The sequence below is a fragment of the Psychrobacter sp. DD43 genome (genome assembly GCF_904846555.1).
Lineage (GTDB): Bacteria > Pseudomonadota > Gammaproteobacteria > Pseudomonadales > Moraxellaceae > Psychrobacter > Psychrobacter cryohalolentis.
On sequence record NZ_CAJHBE010000007.1, the window covers coordinates 1 to 16,584 of the forward strand.

A 16,584-nucleotide genomic window follows, 5' to 3' on the forward strand; every position below is an offset into this window, starting at 1 on the left:
CCTGCTTAATACAAAAAAGCCAGATACTCAGGGTATCTGGCTTAGCAAAAACTATCAATCTATTTTAGGACGAGACATTAAAAATAGATTTATTTAGAATGGATAGCGCACAAAGTACTTATCGTCCTTGAGCATTTTCCATATTGGCTTTATTAATCTCAACCTTATACACCAAACGCAAATAGTCTAAGTAATCTTGCAACTGATCTTGACCTAAATTATCACGGATAATCGCTGCCGTTTGCGCTCTTTGAGCCGCAGATAATGGCGATTGCTGCTCTGTTTTGATACGGTCACCAACCAATACCGTTGCGCCCATTTCTGTTTTACTTGCTACGGCAACCACACCGTTCTCAGGTGCTTGCTTACTAAACGCTAAGCCGCGCTCTTTTTCTGTCAGCTGCGTAGTCTGACGATTGATCTCACCAAGCGCTTGGAATGTTACCCCTTGCTTATTGATATCAGCGGTAGTCTTAATACCAGCCGCAAGTTTTTTCGCATCATTTAATGCCAATTCACTAGCCTTTTGCTGACGTAATAACTGCGTGATTCTAGGCGTCGCAGCAGTTAAGGACAATGTTTTGGTCGGACGATAGTTACTGGGCTGTACCCATACTGTGCCATTACCAACTTCGATACCAGCGGTGACCGCTTGGTCTTGAATGGTAAACTCATCAAACGCTTGTTTAATCACCGCTGGCTGGGCAAGGACAGATTTATTGTTCTCTTTGCGATAATCTTTAAGACGTTTTAATGACACATTTTCTTGCTGAGCAATATCTTCAATGCTAAACCCATCTGCGGCTAAATCGTTAATCGCCGTTACTTTGTCAGCGTAGATTTCTTGACGCTTGTACTCTTTTGCTTTGGCAGTTAACTCATCACGCATACTCTCAAGGCTTGGTATCTTGTTACCATTATCTTCAGTCACGGTGAATATCTGATAACCAAAGCTGGTCTTCACCGGTACGCTGATATCGCCTACACTCAAACCTTCTAACGCTTTTTCTACTGCTGCAGCGTCATTGCCAAATACTGAGGGATTAAAGCGTCCGATATCGCCGCCTGTTTCGCCTGATGGATCATCTGACTCAGCTTTAGCAACCTTCGCAAAGGCTTCACCTTTGGCAAGACGCGCTTTAATTTTATCAGCACGTGCTTTGGCATCGCTACCAGTTAATAAGATTTGGCTGATCTTACGCTCATCGACGACGGCAAGGCTTTGCTTATAGGCTTCGTACTGCTGCTGTAAGTCCTCTTTAGTGACCTCGTTTACTTGGATGGTCTGAGGGCTAAGCTGCAAGTAAGCCAAATCGACCATAGCAGCGCTTTTCAGGGTGTCTTTATTGGCATCATAATACGCTTGAATGTCATTTTTAGTTAATTTAACTTTTGACACATAATCTTGCCAGTTAAAACGATGTAGCCAAATATTGCGTGCCTCTAGCTGTAAATCAATCAGTTGACTGACTGCTTTCATCGGATAGGCAGCAGTACCAACGATACTGGCATTCAGCTGATCTAAGCTCAACTGATTGCGGAACTCATCAAACAGCTGATTTTTCGTCATATTGCGTTGACGTAAAAAGCTTGCAAACTGATCATTTGAAAACTCGCCATCTGCACCTTTAAATATCTCTTCTTGACGCAACAGACGATTGATGGTGTCATCAGAGACGGTCATACCAAGCTTGCCAGCCTGCTGCTCTAGCAAGGTGCGGTCAATCAGACCTTTTAACACTTGCTCATGTAGCACATCTTCATTTAATAAACTGGCATCATCAACTTGGTCTAAAAGCTCAGTACGGCGATTGTTTACTGCCGTTTGATACTCTGATAGGCCGATACTCGCTTCCCCTACCTGAGCGATCTGATTGGGATCGACATTACCCCCAAAGTAGCTTTCGACGCCCAATAGAGCGAGCGGCGATAGGCATAAAATCAATAAAATGCGACCCGGCCAGCTTTTTAAGAAATCGCGCAATTTATCCATAGTTATCTCTGCTTTATTAACCTATATTGATGAAAAACCATTGTAATACTATTAATAATATCAACGCTCTACAAGCTGGCAATGGTAAGAAAATGGTAAAACTAAGAAGGGGTACATTTTATTATGGTTGCTCAAGGCGGATAACACCGTCTTTGTTCGAACAACATCTCTGTCGCGCGCCCTATGATACGTGATTTTTGATGCAGACTCAAAATATTCAGACGATATAATACAAACCACAGCACTAAAAAAAGCACCTATTATCTAGGTGCTTTTTTGATGAGTCGCTCATAGCTGTTATAAGCCATCACCTTTTATCACTTTACCGTCAACAAACGCGGTTCTTATTCGGGTATCATGCCATAAGCTGCGACTGTCTTTAAATAGATACGGCTTAGTTCAAGCGTTCTTTTAGGTTTTTACCAGCTTTAAAGCTTGGTACTTTGCTAGCTGGGATACTTAGCTCTTCACCAGTCTTAGGGTTACGGCCAGTACGTGCTTTACGGTCTTTTACGCTAAAAGTACCAAAACCAACTAGTGAAATGCTATCGCCAGCTTCTAGAGCTTCGCCAACGCTTTCCATAACTGCGTTCAATGCATCGCCAGCTTGAGTTTTATTTAGACCACTTTTCTCAGCAATGCTATCAATTAATTCTGACTTATTCATAAAATTTCCTTCAAGTTTTAGGGGGTAAAAAAACGCTCACGCCAAGCATTGTATCGCTCTCAGAGCACTTAAGCAATAAAAACCACTTGGCTTATGCATAAACAGGTTTTGCTTTGTTATCGCCTTTATAGCAAGGCAACATAAGGAGCGCAAGCAATTTTACATATTTTTGTGCACTCTACAACGTATTTGACACCCAATGTTACCTAAACCTGCTGCAATATGATGACAAAAACGCTATTTTAGCTTTTAATTTGTGTCTTAGCTTTTATTTACTGAACGCTTATCTAGACGCTGATGTTTATCAACGCCAACTATAAACTGTGATAGTTAACGCATGAAATAAAAGAATTATTGTCAGGTAATAATTTTGCAACTGACAGAAACCCGCGTTACTTTTTATCATAAAGGCGTTACTATAAGCGCAATGTCATTGCACACTTTGGGTGGTTTTTAACCCTTACTTATCTTCTTATGTTTTATTTGAACAATAAAAACGGATTATCTACATGAAGCGTTCTACGTTGTCTCACTCTTTTCTTAATGTCATTTTGGTGTTTATCGAATCGGCGCTGACCCTATTGTTACGTTTAGACCCAGAACTCCGTAAAGCCGCTTATCCACTTGCTAAGCAAGAAACTGTCGTTGCGCTTAGATTATATCTACCACACGTAGAGGTGTTCGCTACTTTTAGTACCAAAGGCGTGTTATTAGATGACAGGCTACCTATTGGTCGCAGTGAGCCTGATGTCGTGATCAATGCTTATAGCCTGCAAGTGATTAATGCCATTACCACGCATGATAGTGAAACCACTGAAAAGCTGCAAATGCGTGGTGAAACGGTACAGGTTCAGCTGGTTAAGCAATTTATTATGCAGCTTGGTCTAGGTAGCTTAATTCAAGGCTTAATCAAAAAGATTAAGGGTGGTAAAAGCAAGCCCAAGCCGACCGAAGCGGAAATGGCAGATAAAAAAGAAAGCTATAAGCTACGTATTAAAGAACAGCAAATCGAAATTACCACTTTGACCATCAAAAATCGTGAGCTCGAAACCGCTGTCAAAGAGCTACAAAGCAAACAAAAGACTTTTATCATCACGACAATAATTGCTTCTATCATTGCTCTTGCTGCCATCATTGCACTCTTTATAATGAATTAATGTTCAAAAAATAATCTGATGTATAGATGATTTTTTAAAAATATCTCTTAAAAGCGTTTGATATGACCTATCGTCTATCAAGCGCTTTTTTCGTTTTATCACCAATCATTGTTTTTATCAATCATCGTCATTAATATCACTAACCATTCAACCACACTTTAATCTTGACTAAATTACTCGGGATTGAGTATAATTACCTTATCGTTGCACACATCGGGTAAACCATCTGTTGTTTAATAACGATAAGACACACTTAGTCGACAGATGATTTTTCTTATTAGCAGCATAGCTATTTATATGTGACTGGCTATCTCTTAACCATCTGACCGAACTAAGATCGTTGTTAAATAAAATTATCCTTAAAAAGTTTGGAGATAACACATGCGTTTAACTACTCGAGGCAGATATGCCGTGACCGCTTTGCTAGATTTGGCATTACAAACCAGCCAACAAGAAAGCGCGGTGTCTTTATCCGACATTGCCAAGCGACAGTCCATTTCTATATCCTACCTTGAGCAGTTATTCTCAAAACTTCGTAAGCGTGGTTTGGTCACTAGTATTCGCGGCGCAGCAGGTGGCTATTATCTAGCAAAGCCACTTGATCAGATTGATGTGATGAGTATCATTTCTGCTGTCGATGAATCGGTCAATGCCATGCAGTGTGAAGGACGCGGCGACTGCCAAGGTGGTACAATGTGTCTGACCCATGATTTGTGGTGTGCCTTATCAAATCATGTAGAGCAGTACTTGAAAAATATAACATTAGCGCAATTATTAGACATGGAGCACGTGCAGTCTGTATCAGATCGGCAGCACAGCGATGCTCTAAAAGATATTTCTATAAAAGACATTAACACTATTACTTTATCGACCAGCGAGGCAAACCCAGCATGAGCCAACATAACACCCTTATATATTTAGATTATGCCGCCACGACGCCAGTTGCTAAGTCAGTCGCTGCCAAGATGAGCGAATATCTGACGGTAGATGGCATCTTTGGTAACCCAGCATCACGCTCGCATGGCTACGGCTGGCAAGCAGAAGAAGCGGTAGAAACGGCTCGTCAGCAAGTTGCTGAGGTCATCAATGCTGATCCTCGCGAAATCGTCTTTACCTCTGGTGCGACAGAATCTGATAACTTAGCCATCAAAGGTGCTGCTCATTTTTATCAGTCTCGTGGTAAGCACATTATTACCAGTAAAATTGAGCATAAAGCGGTATTAGATACCTGCCGTGAGCTTGAGCAAGAAGGTTTTGAGATTACGTATCTTGAGCCGCAGCCAAGCACTGGCATGATTTTACCAGAGCAAGTAAAAGCTGCCTTACGTGAAGATACTATCTTAGTGTCTCTCATGATGGTGAATAATGAGCTTGGTACGGTGACTGATGTTGCAGCGATTGGTGAAATCACGCGCGAAGCGGGTGTTGTTTTCCATGTTGATGGTGCACAGTCTGTTGGTAAAGTACTTATCAACCTTGCAGAGATGAAAATTGACCTAATGAGTTTCTCAGGTCATAAAGCTTATGGTCCTAAAGGTATTGGTGCCCTATTCGTTAGTCGCAAGCCGCGTATTCGCCTAAAAGCCGAGCAGCATGGCGGTGGTCATGAGCGCGGTATGCGTTCAGGTACTTTGCCGACTCACCAAATCGTAGGTCTTGGCGCAGCATTTGAGTTAGCTAATCAGCGCTATCAAGAAGACAATGCACATGCGGCAAAATTACGCCAAAAACTGTGGGATGGTCTACAAGATATTGAAGAGATTTATCTAAACGGTGATTTAGAAAACAGCGTACCTAATATTGTAAATATCAGTTTTAACTTTGTTGAAGGCGAATCACTGATGATGTCGCTAAAAGACTTGGCTGTCTCATCAGGTTCAGCTTGTACGTCAGCGACTCTTGAGCCATCTTATGTTTTGCGCGCTATTGGTCGCCCAGACGAGTTAGCACATAGCTCAATCAGATTTAGCTTTGGTCGCTACACTACTGAAGAAGACATTGATACGGTTATCACCCAGATGCATCAAGCTGTTGATAAATTACGTGCGCTATCGCCACTTTGGGATATGTATCAAGAAGGCGTTGATTTAGATTCAGTAGAATGGTCTGAGCACTAATACTACATTTAAGCTTTATAATTTAAAAAATAATGGCAACAGCGATATTTTTATTTACTTTTTCTACTAAACATAAAAATATCGCCATAGCTAATGAATCAGACAATTATACATTAAGTGTTTGACCCCAATTATCGATGAGCCAGTAACCCATTAACAAAGACAGTCATTAAATGACAGCTCATCATCTAACCAGGAGAAAACCCCATGGCCTATAGTGACCAAGTTATTGATCATTACGAAAATCCACGCAACGTTGGCAATCTTGATAAAAATGCCAAAAACGTCGGCACTGGTATGGTCGGCGCACCAGCCTGTGGTGATGTCATGCGTTTACAAATCCAAGTCGATGATAACGGTATTATCGAAGATGCACGCTTCAAAACTTACGGTTGTGGTTCAGCCATTGCGTCAAGCTCGCTCGTTACTGAGTGGCTAAAAGGCAAAAGCTTGGATCAAGCTGGTGAAATTAAGAACAGTCACATTGCTGAAGAATTGGCGTTGCCACCAGTAAAAGTGCATTGCTCAGTCCTTGCAGAAGATGCAATTAAAGCGGCTATTAGCGACTATAAAGGCAAGCATGTTCCTGCCTGAGCCCAGTCGTCGTTAAAATGACCAGCTATATTAAGTAGCGTACAAGCTGTTTAATATATATTGTTTAGCAACTTGTTCTCTGTATGAAAGCGCAAGCTGCCAAAAAGCAGCTAACGCCAAGGAGGTGACAATGACGCTTATGTAATTGTCACCTTTTATTTATTTCGTTATTTATTTTGAATTTTTATCCCTATTATTGATAGTCAATGGGAGTTGGCATGATTGAAATGACAGAACGCGCCGCTCAACATGTGCGTGAGTTTTTGGACAATCGCGGTAAAGGCGAAGGCATACGCGTGGGTATTCGTACGGCAGGATGTTCAGGCTTGGCTTATGTTTTAGAGTTCGTTGATATTCCTGACGAAAATGACACTCGTTATGAGAGCCTTGGTGTTAGTATTTTTATTGACCCTAAAAGCTTGGTATATCTCGATGGTCTATTAATGGATTATGAAAAAGAAGGTCTCAATGAAGGCTTTAAATTCAGTAATCCTAATCAGAAAGGCGAATGTGGCTGCGGTGAGTCTTTTACGGTGTAACCGTTTTTACTATATAAAATAGAAGCCCTTAAAATAATAAATAAAATAAAGGCAGACGATATGACAGATAGCACGTTAGAACCACAGTTTGATAATTTTTTTGCTTTATTTGAGCAGCCTGTACAGTTTGAGGTTGTACAAGACAATTTGGATCAGCGTTTACGTTTTTTGCAAAAACGCTATCATCCTGACAATGTCGCAAAAAATATAGCCAATATTGCAAAAGCACAGCAGCAATCTGAGCAAGCATCAGCGCTTATTAATCAGGGCTATCAAACTCTGAGTTCGCCTGATAGTCGAGCCAGCTACTTGTTAGATATGGCAGGTCAAGCGCAAAGTCTAGAGCATTCCATCGCAGATCTGGACTTCTTAGAAGACGCTATGGAAATGCGCATGGATTTAGACGACGCTATTGGTGCTCAAGACATAGCAACGCTAAAGCAGTTACATCCACAGATTACAGAACGTCTAGCAAAGCAGTCAGCAAACTTTAAAAACGCTTATGAGACTCAAGACTGGCAAACCGCTATTGATTCTACCCAAAAGCTGAAATTTCTGGTGAAGTTAAATGCTGACGTCGTGACAGCCATTGATGGAATTTCGGCAGCTACACATTTAGATGATGATGATTTATATGTGTAATTAATGCGCTTATTAGTAGCGTTATTATTGAATATAATAATAACGGCTCAATTTATAATACGTTTCAGAAGTTTTAAAAAGCGACGGTTAAAGTAAGACCAATTATCTCGTATAATCTTGACTCTAAAAGCCTTTAATGGCTAGTTTCTATATTCAAACATTTATAGCAAAACTATTTTATGTTGTACTCACGATAGTCGATTTATCGTCTTTGTATCATTTCACTTATTCATTTTATCTTTGAGTTATCTTATGTCCTTAATGCAAATTGCTGAACCCAATCAAAGCACCCGACCTCACGAGCATCGTTTTGGCCTAGGCATCGACCTTGGTACCACGCGATCATTGGTCGCCGTGGTACGCTCAGGCAAGGCCCAAGTTTTGCAAGCAAGCACAGCGACAGATACCTTGTTGCCTTCTGTGGTGTATTATCCAAGTGAAGGTAGCCCATTGGTTGGCTCGGACGCCCTCGCCCACGTAGTAGATGATCCAAAAAATACTATTATTTCAGCCAAGCGCTTTATGGGTCGTAGCCAAGCTGATATCAAATTCTCTCATCCTTATGAGCTAAGCGGTGGCAAAGATGAAATGCCAGCTTTTGTCACTGCGCAAGGAGCCGTATCTCCTGTTGAAGTGTCAGCGCGTATCTTAGCAGCGCTAGAACAGCGTGCTGCTCACGCATTGCCTGAGGATAGCATTCAAGGTGCGGTCATTACCGTGCCTGCCTATTTTGATGAAGCACAGCGTCAAGCTACTAAAGACGCCGCTCAAGCAGCTGGCATCAAGGTACTGCGTCTGTTGAACGAACCTACTGCGGCTGCGGTTGCTTATGGACTCGACCAAGCAACTGATGCAGGTATCGAGAAACATTACCTTATCTATGATTTGGGCGGCGGTACGTTTGATGTATCGATTTTGAAACTAAACGATGGCGTTTTTGAGGTGCTAGCGACAGGTGGTAATAGTGCACTTGGTGGTGATGATATTGATCGCTTATTGACCAATTGGCTGATCAAGCAGTTGAATATCGATCCTAAAGACGTCAGCCTGCATGATAAATCAATCCTTGCTCAGCAAGCCAAAGCCTATAAGCAAGCGTTGACGGATGCTGAGCAAGTTGAGATTGATATTATCGTGAATGAGCAATCCTTTAAGGGCATATTGCGCCGTGAAGATTTATTAGTCATTGTAGACCCAGTGAGTCGCCGCACCTTGAGCGTTTGCGAACAAGTATTACGTGATGCTAAACTTTCAACATCTGACTTAGATGAAGTTATTTTAGTTGGCGGCTCGACTCGCATGCCTGCTGTTAAACAAGTGGTTACTGATTTTTTTGCAAAGCAGCCACTTTGTCGATTAAATCCAGATGAAGTCGTTGCTTTAGGTGCTGCACAAACTGCGCATCAATTGGTCAACGGTGATAGTGATAATAACTTATTATTGTTAGATATCACTCCGCTATCGCTTGGTCTTGAAACCATGGGCGGTTTGGTTGAAGTGCTTATCCCGCGTAATACCCCCATTCCAGTTAAGAAACGCCAAATATTTACCACTTATCAAGATGGCCAGACTGGCATGGTGATTCATGTGGTACAAGGTGAGCGCGAGACTGTCGATAACTGCCGCTCACTGGGACGCTTTGAGCTATACGGTATTCCGCCTATGAAAGCGGGATTTGCGCGAATCGAAGTGACTTTTAGCATTGATGCTAATGGCCAACTGACAGTGAGTGCACAAGAAACCACTACCAAGACCGAAAGTAAAATTGAGATTGTGCCTTCTTACGGCTTGTCTGATGAACAAAAAGAACAGTTACTCATTGCAGGATTTAAATACGCTGAAGAAGACAAAAACGCGCGCTCATTGATTGAAACCAAGGTTGAATCAGAACGTGAGATACTGGCACTGCAATCGGCATTGAAAGATTTTGACGCTTTACTTTCAGAAGAGGCTAAGCAGTCTTTGGCACACACTATGCAAGACTTGCAAGCTGCGCTTGATACCAATGACTTAACCCTTATTGATGCAAAAAAGCTGGCGCTTAAACCGCATAGCGACGCCTTTGCTGCTCTTATCATGAATCAAAGTGTCAAGACTAGTATGGCAGGTACCAGCGCCAAAGACTGGTAACAGAAATAAGTTACCATATTACTGACGTGTCAAATTAAGCATATTTTTATATTTTTAGATGTTATTTTAAATGGATTAGCACCGGATAGACTACCTTATGCCAAAAATCACTGTACTACCCCATCATGAAATTTGCCCTAAAGGCATCGAAGTTGAATTAGCAGCAGGCGAAAACTTATGTAAAGCCTTATTAGAAAAAGGCATCAAGATTGAACATGCTTGCGAGATGTCAAAAGCTTGTACAACTTGCCATGTCGTCGTACGTAAAGGTTTTAATAGCTTGGATGAGATGGATGATATCGAAGCCGACTTACTTGATCGTGCTTGGGGGCTGGAACCTGATTCACGCTTGTCTTGTCAGGTGATGCTTGAGGATGACGATTTAACCATCGAAATTCCTAAATACACTTTAAACCATGCTAAAGAAAATCACTAATTATTGATGACTTTATACTCATAAAAAAGCCAACTATGTCTTATAGCTGGCTTTTTCCTATTCCAATATCTGATACTTTAAGTAATCACAATCTATTCATGAGCAAAGAAAATTATTTACTATCATTATAGTATTGCTATCAATTATTTATGCTTCCCTTCTTTTTTACTGGCTGCGTCAATTTTAATAGCGACAGATTTTTCTTCTTGTTCGATGCGTTCAAGTGCAAGATTGAGACGAATTCTGATATCTTGATAATCATTATCTTGCATGTCTCTAAAGTTCAAATGCAGATTAAAACCTGGAAGCGTGTGGTCTACCCATTTCGATAACTTGCCTTTATTTTCATCTGGATCCAATACTTTCCAAGCACTTACTTTATCATCGAAACCTTTTAGCGGGAAAGCACCTGCGTATTCGCAGTCAAAATCATGAGCGATATAGTCGTGAGTGCTCTCGCTAATGTATATTTCACCCTTACCAGCGACAGCTTCAAGCCTTGAAGCCAGATTGGCCTCTTTGCCAATCAGCGTATAGCTCAGACGATTATTACTACCAAAGTTACCAACATGACAGTAGCCTGTGCTAATACCTACGCGTATATATAATCCCTCAAAGCCCATCAGTCGCCATTTTTGCCTCAATGTGCGCATTTCACGGCGCATATCTATTGCCATAGCTACACAATCTAGGGCATCTTGACGCGGACCACGGCTATTTGGCTCTCCAAAAAAACACACCATGCCATCACCAATAAACTTATCTAATACTGCCCCATGTTTATTAGCGATCAAAGTCATACAGTGCATATAAGTGTTTAAAATATCAGCCAAATTATCTGCACTTAAGCTATCAGACAGCTCAGTGAAACCAACGATATCTGAAAACATAATCGTCAACTTAGCGCGTTTATTAGCGACAGTAACTGGACCGTCCGCTTTGACAATAGGCTCCCATACTTGCGGTGGTACGAAACGTGTCAACTTATTGATTACCGACACCATCGTACTTAAGCGACCAACCACTTGCTCAGCCCGTGCCTCATAATGGACATACTCATGATATATATGGCGAAAATGACAAAGTATTACGAGCATCGCTGCTAGCAAGATGATAGGCGTTATCCAAGTGGTATGACAATCTATCTCGGCACTACTCAAAATGACACTAACGTAGTAAAAAATAATGATGGTAACGATGGATACAGAAACCAGCTTTAGATGATTCTCAGGGCTGCTGAGAATGATACGTAGTCCAATTAACGCTGCCAAACTTAATGAGATGAGGGGACAAAGCTGAATAGAACCAATGACCACAGAAAATAAAATAATAACAATATTAGACGTCCAAAAGCTTTTTTGACGACGAAAGTTATAAATTAAAATCATGAGGCTAGGTAAGCAGACGACGATTAAAAGTGCCATCGAAGTTGGACTGAAGTCAAAATGGATAGCGAGCAGTATCACGCTGAGTATGAGAACAAAGATTTCAGGATAATCAAATCGACAGACATCAGTACCCTGTATAGATTTTTTGGGGCTAAAGGTGTCTAAAAGTGCCATGAGAGCTATTCGCTTAAATCAGTAAAATCATTGAAAGTACTCATAAAGATAGTATAGATAATGTACCTTATCCTTATAAAGAATATTTATGCTTATAAATAATATAAGAGAAATTAAACAGTTAACTTGCATATTATACGTTCTAATCTTAGTAACAGCTATGTCATTGAGTCCTCAAAGTATACCGTTTGTCATTTATTTTGTTACCAAAGCCAATGAAATCATCATCTCAAGACCTTTGTACTAAACATAAATATCAAGTTAAAGCTAATGGCAAAAAAGCCAGATAATATATCTGACTTCTTTTAACTGACATGTACCAAACAATGTTAAAACTATCAATAAGTAGTTAATTACATCTGCCAATCAAACGGCATTTGATGATGACCGCGCAGTGCCATCATCAAAGTCTGTTGCATTTGCGCCAATACTTCTTTGCTATAAGGCACTGCAGGAACGCCCCATACCGGATTTGGCCACTGCATATCGTTTTGATAGCGGACAATATGATGAAAATGAAGCTGTGGTACTTGATTACCGAGTGCTGCCACATTCATTTTATCTGCCTGAAAAGTTTTAGCGAGCTGACTTGATAACCAGCTCGATTCACGCAAAAACTGCGTTTGGTCTGCCTCAGACAATTCATACAATTCTTTGATGCCTGATACTCGTGGCACCAATATCAACCATGGAAACTGGCAATCATTGATTAAGCGACAGGTTGATAGTGGAAAATCACCCACTAAAAAACTATCGGCAGCAAGTTTATGATGAAGTTGGAACATAATGGCGGTTCTCTTGTTATGAAACTCAAGGATAAGAAAGAAAGATTAGGCTTAACATTTAAAACAGATATTTAAGGTAAAAATACAGTGACGCTATTTTATCAGTTATCCAATCGATAAAATAGCGTCATGATTTATTGTCTAAATGTCCTGCTTTTTAAATCTCTTAGTCTATAAGGTAAAGGTTAAACAGCTATTTTCCATGGTATATAGTGATGATTGAATATCCTAAACCGACTCTACCACCATATGCTTGCTAAAATAGCTTAATAACTCTTGAATCACCGTGACACGCTGCTGCGGTGTTGCCAATTTATCAGCATCCTGATAGCGAATGCCAGAAGCACCATTCATACGATAGTGCTGCCCATTTGCTTGAATTAGTTTAATAATCGCCAAAGCATCGACCGGGGTATCGGGTGCAAACTCTAATGTCATGCTATTACTATTGGCATCAATTTTATTAATTTTCAAAGGCTCGGCTTGTATGCGTAGACCATGAACCGCAAATAACTGCTTGGTCTGCTCTGGCAAAACACCAAAACGATCAATCATTTCAGTTCGAATATCAGTTAGTGCCTCTTTATCATCGGCATTACCAATACGTTTATAAAATAACAAACGCTGATGCACATCATGCAGATACTCTTCTGGTATCAGTGCCGAGCTATGCAGATTGATTTCGCTGGTTAGCGATAATGGTGTACTTAAATCAGGCTCTTTACCGGCTTTAATCGCCTTTGTTGCTCGCTCTAACATATCCATATATAGACTGAAACCAATTGCCTGCATATTACCACTTTGCTGCTTACCAAGTATTTCTCCAGCACCGCGAATCTCTAAATCTTCACTTGCCAGCATAAAGCCTGCACCTAATGTGTTAGCACGCTCAATAGCATGCAATCGGCGCTTGGCATCCCCTTTAAGCCCCTTAATAGACGGTACAAGTAGATAGCAATAAGCTTGATGATGACTACGACCCACGCGACCACGCAGCTGATGTAATTGAGCCAAACCAAACTTATCCGCGCGCTCTATAATAATGGTATTAGCATTCGGTACATCAATACCGGTTTCGATAATGGTCGAACAAATTAGCACATTGAATTTTTTATGATAATACTGCTGCATGACTTGTTCTAGTTGACGTTCTTGCATTTGCCCATGAGCGACCCCTACTCGCGCTTCAGGCACTAGTTCACGTATGGTCTCTGCCATACGCTCAATACTGGCCACATCGTTATGCAATAGATAAACTTGACCACCACGCAACAGCTCACGCAAGATAGCCTCTTTCATCAAAGCGTCGGTCTTCTGCATAACAAAGGTCTTAATTGCAAGACGACGGGCTGGTGGCGTGGCAATAATCGACATATCACGCATACCCGAGAGCGCCATATTGAGCGTTCTCGGGATGGGCGTCGCTGTCATCGACATACTATCAACATCAGTCTGAATCGCCTTAATACGCTCTTTATGGCGCACCCCAAAGCGATGTTCTTCGTCAACAATCATTAGACCTAGATTAGAGAACTTTACATCGGGTTGTAATAACTTATGCGTACCAATGACGATATCAACCTTGCCTGCCGCAAGGTCTGTTAGCACAGTATCTTGATGTTTTTTACCGCCAAAGCGCGAAAGCGTTTCAATACGTACTGGCCAATCAGCAAAACGATTGCGGAAATTGTCTTCATGCTGACCGGCTAGCAAAGTAGTCGGCACCAGCACCGCTACTTGATAACCAGCACTGACCGCGATGAATGCCGCGCGCATGGCTACTTCCGTTTTACCAAAACCTACATCGCCACAGATGAGACGATCCATGGGCTGATTTTGCTTCATATCTTCCATGACTGCATGAATAGCATTGGCTTGATCCGGCGTTTCTTCAAAGGCAAACTGACTAGCAAACAGCTCGTATTGCGAGATATCTATTTTAAAATGAATACCGACCTTTGCCTCACGCCGTGCTTGTATATTAAGCAACTCAGCTGCGACATCATGGATTTGCTCGAGCGCTTTCTGTTTAGCTTTGTCCCATTTTCCACTACCAATCTTGTGCAATGGTGCAAGCGCTGGGTCGCCGCCGCTATAGCGATTAATCATTTGCAGATTGGCAACCGGCACGTAAATACTGGCATCATCAGCGTATTTTAGGTGAATAAATTCTTGCTCACCATCTCCGACATCTAAGGTTATTAAACCATTATAACGCCCAATACCATGCTCAATATGGACGACTGGACTGCCATCAGTTATTTCAGTCACGCTTTTAACCAAGAATTCTTCTGATACACCGCTCTGGCGACGACGGCGCGTTTGCAGCACTTGCCGACCAAATAATTGTGTCTCACTAATCAACACCAAGCGCTCAGGAACATAGACGCCACGTTCAATAGGCGCAACCGTTAGACCAACCTGTGGCAACTTTTTATTATTAAGCCCCGTTGTTTTATCGGCAGCTAAAAATGCCTCAAAGCTGTCATAAGCCTTGATCTCAATCTTACCTTTAAACAGCTCGATGAGAATCTCACGGCGACCCGCTGTTTCAGCGACAATCAATACTGGTGTTGCTGTTTGCGCTTGTAGCTCTAAAAACGCTAGCAGCTCAGTAAGTGGCTCTGCTTTTTGATGATTGACTGCCAACTGTGGCGGCTCTTGCGCACTTAAGGTCACCAAGCCTTGTTGCTTATTCTGAACAAAATCTAACTGTGGTTGCTCAGATAACTGTAATGGACTCTCCAATACTGTCTCGTCAATCGCAGATGCATCATTCATTGTCGACAGTTCATTACGTGCACTGAGTATCACCCGTGGATAATGATTGAGATGCTCGTTAAGAGTATTTGACAATAAATACAGCAACTCAGGGGCGACAATAGGCTTATCAATATCATGACGGCGCTCTTCATAGCGGCGCTGGATTTGCGACCAATAATCCGCCTGTTTCTCGTTAATTAGCTCATCAGTGATGAATAGCGTATCGCTTGGCAGATAAGCAAATAAACTACTCTCTACCGTCCAATCCTTTAAATCAAAAAACAGTGGCTGATAATATTCCAATCCGCTACTCGCAATGCCTGCCATTACATCTTTATGTAATTCGAATTTACGGCTATTGCTATTGGGGAACATGGCAGCAAAATTGGTGCGAAAGGTTTCACGCCCTTCATCAAGTGGAAACTCTTTTGCGGGTAGGATCTGAAACTGTTTAATAGGCTTTGAGATATCTGGCAGTTTATGCAGTAGCGACAATGACTCTTTGCCCATACTACTATCGTTGCCACTCATCATGACTTTTAGGTCATCGACAGTTAATGTCCGTTGGGTCTGCGGATTAAAAAAGCGAATGGTTTCAATTTCATCGTCGAATAAATCTAGACGTAGCGGGAATGGCTGACCCATGGCAAAGATATCAATGATACTACCACGTACCGCAAATTCCCCCGGCTCAAAAACGTTGTCTACCGCTCGATAACCTGCTTTTGCGAGCAGAGAACGCTGAGTATTGATATCAAATTGATCGCCAACACTTAAATCAAAATGCTGTCCAATTAACCAGCTTGGTGGCGCAATACGGTGCATTAATGCTTGCACAGATATCAATAACACGCCTGACGTTGGCATATCGGTTAATAAATTGATACGCTCGCTGACAATATCTTGATGCGGTGACAACTCATCATAGGTCAGCGTCTCCCAATCAGGAAATACATGAGCATCCACGCCGCAAAATGCCAGTTCTGTCTCTATTTGATTCAGCTGATTTTGGTCACGCGTCACTACGACTTTTAGACGCTCGGCAACATTCCATATAGGTGCTTGTACTAAACTTGCCAGCCATAAGCTGCTGACAGCACCATGTACAGGTGCAAGCCAGCGGCGCTGGGCATTTTGGATAGGGAATAATTGCTGGTTAATCGGGGCAAAGGCGTCAGTCAAAGCAGTGATAGGCATAA

The 16,584-nt window shown here is 41.7% G+C and carries 13 protein-coding genes; 8 read left to right on the top strand and 5 right to left on the bottom strand.

Features of this window, described 5'->3' with window-relative positions; genetic code table 11:
• Nucleotides 1–118: 118 nt before the first annotated feature.
• Both JMX89_RS05395 and JMX89_RS05400 read right to left on the bottom strand, forming a co-directional pair.
• Nucleotides 119–1,993, bottom strand: a complete 1,875-nt coding sequence (locus JMX89_RS05395; RefSeq protein ID WP_201531261.1) for a SurA N-terminal domain-containing protein — start codon at nt 1,991–1,993, stop codon at nt 119–121.
• A 394-nt stretch (nt 1,994–2,387) separates the two neighbouring features.
• The gene (locus JMX89_RS05400) at nt 2,388–2,660 is read right to left on the bottom strand and encodes an HU family DNA-binding protein (RefSeq protein ID WP_011513979.1); all 273 of its coding nucleotides are present in this window, start codon (nt 2,658–2,660) and stop codon (nt 2,388–2,390) included.
• Nucleotides 2,661–3,169: 509 nt separating this feature from the next.
• On the opposite strand from JMX89_RS05400, the gene JMX89_RS05405 reads away from it, so the two are divergent.
• The 8 genes from JMX89_RS05405 to fdx all read left to right on the top strand — a co-directional run bounded on the left by JMX89_RS05405 (nt 3,170) and on the right by fdx (nt 10,275).
• Nucleotides 3,170–3,817, top strand: coding sequence for a hypothetical protein (locus tag JMX89_RS05405; protein ID WP_201531260.1), 648 nt, complete (start codon nt 3,170–3,172; stop codon nt 3,815–3,817).
• Between the two features lie 381 nt (nt 3,818–4,198).
• On the top strand, nt 4,199–4,711 hold the full coding sequence (locus tag JMX89_RS05410) for an Rrf2 family transcriptional regulator (protein WP_201531259.1): 513 nt from the start codon (nt 4,199–4,201) through the stop codon (nt 4,709–4,711).
• Nucleotides 4,708–5,934: an IscS subfamily cysteine desulfurase gene (locus tag JMX89_RS05415; RefSeq protein ID WP_149491857.1), complete on the top strand. Its 1,227-nt coding sequence runs from the start codon at nt 4,708–4,710 to the stop codon at nt 5,932–5,934. Before JMX89_RS05410 ends, JMX89_RS05415 begins: the two co-directional genes overlap by 4 nt.
• 207 nt (nt 5,935–6,141) lie before the next feature.
• Nucleotides 6,142–6,528, top strand: a complete 387-nt coding sequence (iscU, locus tag JMX89_RS05420) for a Fe-S cluster assembly scaffold IscU (RefSeq protein WP_011513983.1) — start codon at nt 6,142–6,144, stop codon at nt 6,526–6,528.
• Nucleotides 6,529–6,746: 218 nt separating this feature from the next.
• Nucleotides 6,747–7,067: an iron-sulfur cluster assembly protein IscA gene (gene iscA / locus JMX89_RS05425; protein WP_011280745.1), complete on the top strand. Its 321-nt coding sequence runs from the start codon at nt 6,747–6,749 to the stop codon at nt 7,065–7,067.
• Between the two features lie 60 nt (nt 7,068–7,127).
• Nucleotides 7,128–7,709, top strand: a complete 582-nt coding sequence (gene hscB, locus JMX89_RS05430) for a Fe-S protein assembly co-chaperone HscB (protein ID WP_201531258.1) — start codon at nt 7,128–7,130, stop codon at nt 7,707–7,709.
• 252 nt (nt 7,710–7,961) lie between these two features.
• Complete coding sequence (gene hscA / locus JMX89_RS05435) at nt 7,962–9,839, top strand: Fe-S protein assembly chaperone HscA (protein WP_201531257.1); 1,878 nt, start codon at nt 7,962–7,964, stop codon at nt 9,837–9,839.
• A gap of 97 nt (nt 9,840–9,936) precedes the next feature.
• Nucleotides 9,937–10,275, top strand: a complete 339-nt coding sequence (fdx, locus tag JMX89_RS05440; protein ID WP_011513987.1) for an ISC system 2Fe-2S type ferredoxin — start codon at nt 9,937–9,939, stop codon at nt 10,273–10,275.
• Between the two features lie 143 nt (nt 10,276–10,418).
• Here fdx and JMX89_RS05445 read toward each other — a convergent pair whose 3' ends face one another.
• The 3 genes from JMX89_RS05445 to mfd form a co-directional block, all read right to left on the bottom strand.
• Entirely contained in the window at nt 10,419–11,837 is a 1,419-nt protein-coding gene (locus JMX89_RS05445; RefSeq protein WP_201531256.1) for an adenylate/guanylate cyclase domain-containing protein, read from the bottom strand.
• A gap of 353 nt (nt 11,838–12,190) precedes the next feature.
• Nucleotides 12,191–12,622, bottom strand: a complete 432-nt coding sequence (locus JMX89_RS05450; protein WP_011513989.1) for an HIT domain-containing protein — start codon at nt 12,620–12,622, stop codon at nt 12,191–12,193.
• A gap of 228 nt (nt 12,623–12,850) precedes the next feature.
• The gene (gene mfd / locus JMX89_RS05455) at nt 12,851–16,582 is read right to left on the bottom strand and encodes a transcription-repair coupling factor (RefSeq protein WP_201531255.1); all 3,732 of its coding nucleotides are present in this window, start codon (nt 16,580–16,582) and stop codon (nt 12,851–12,853) included.
• Between the last annotated feature and the right edge of the window lie 2 nt (nt 16,583–16,584).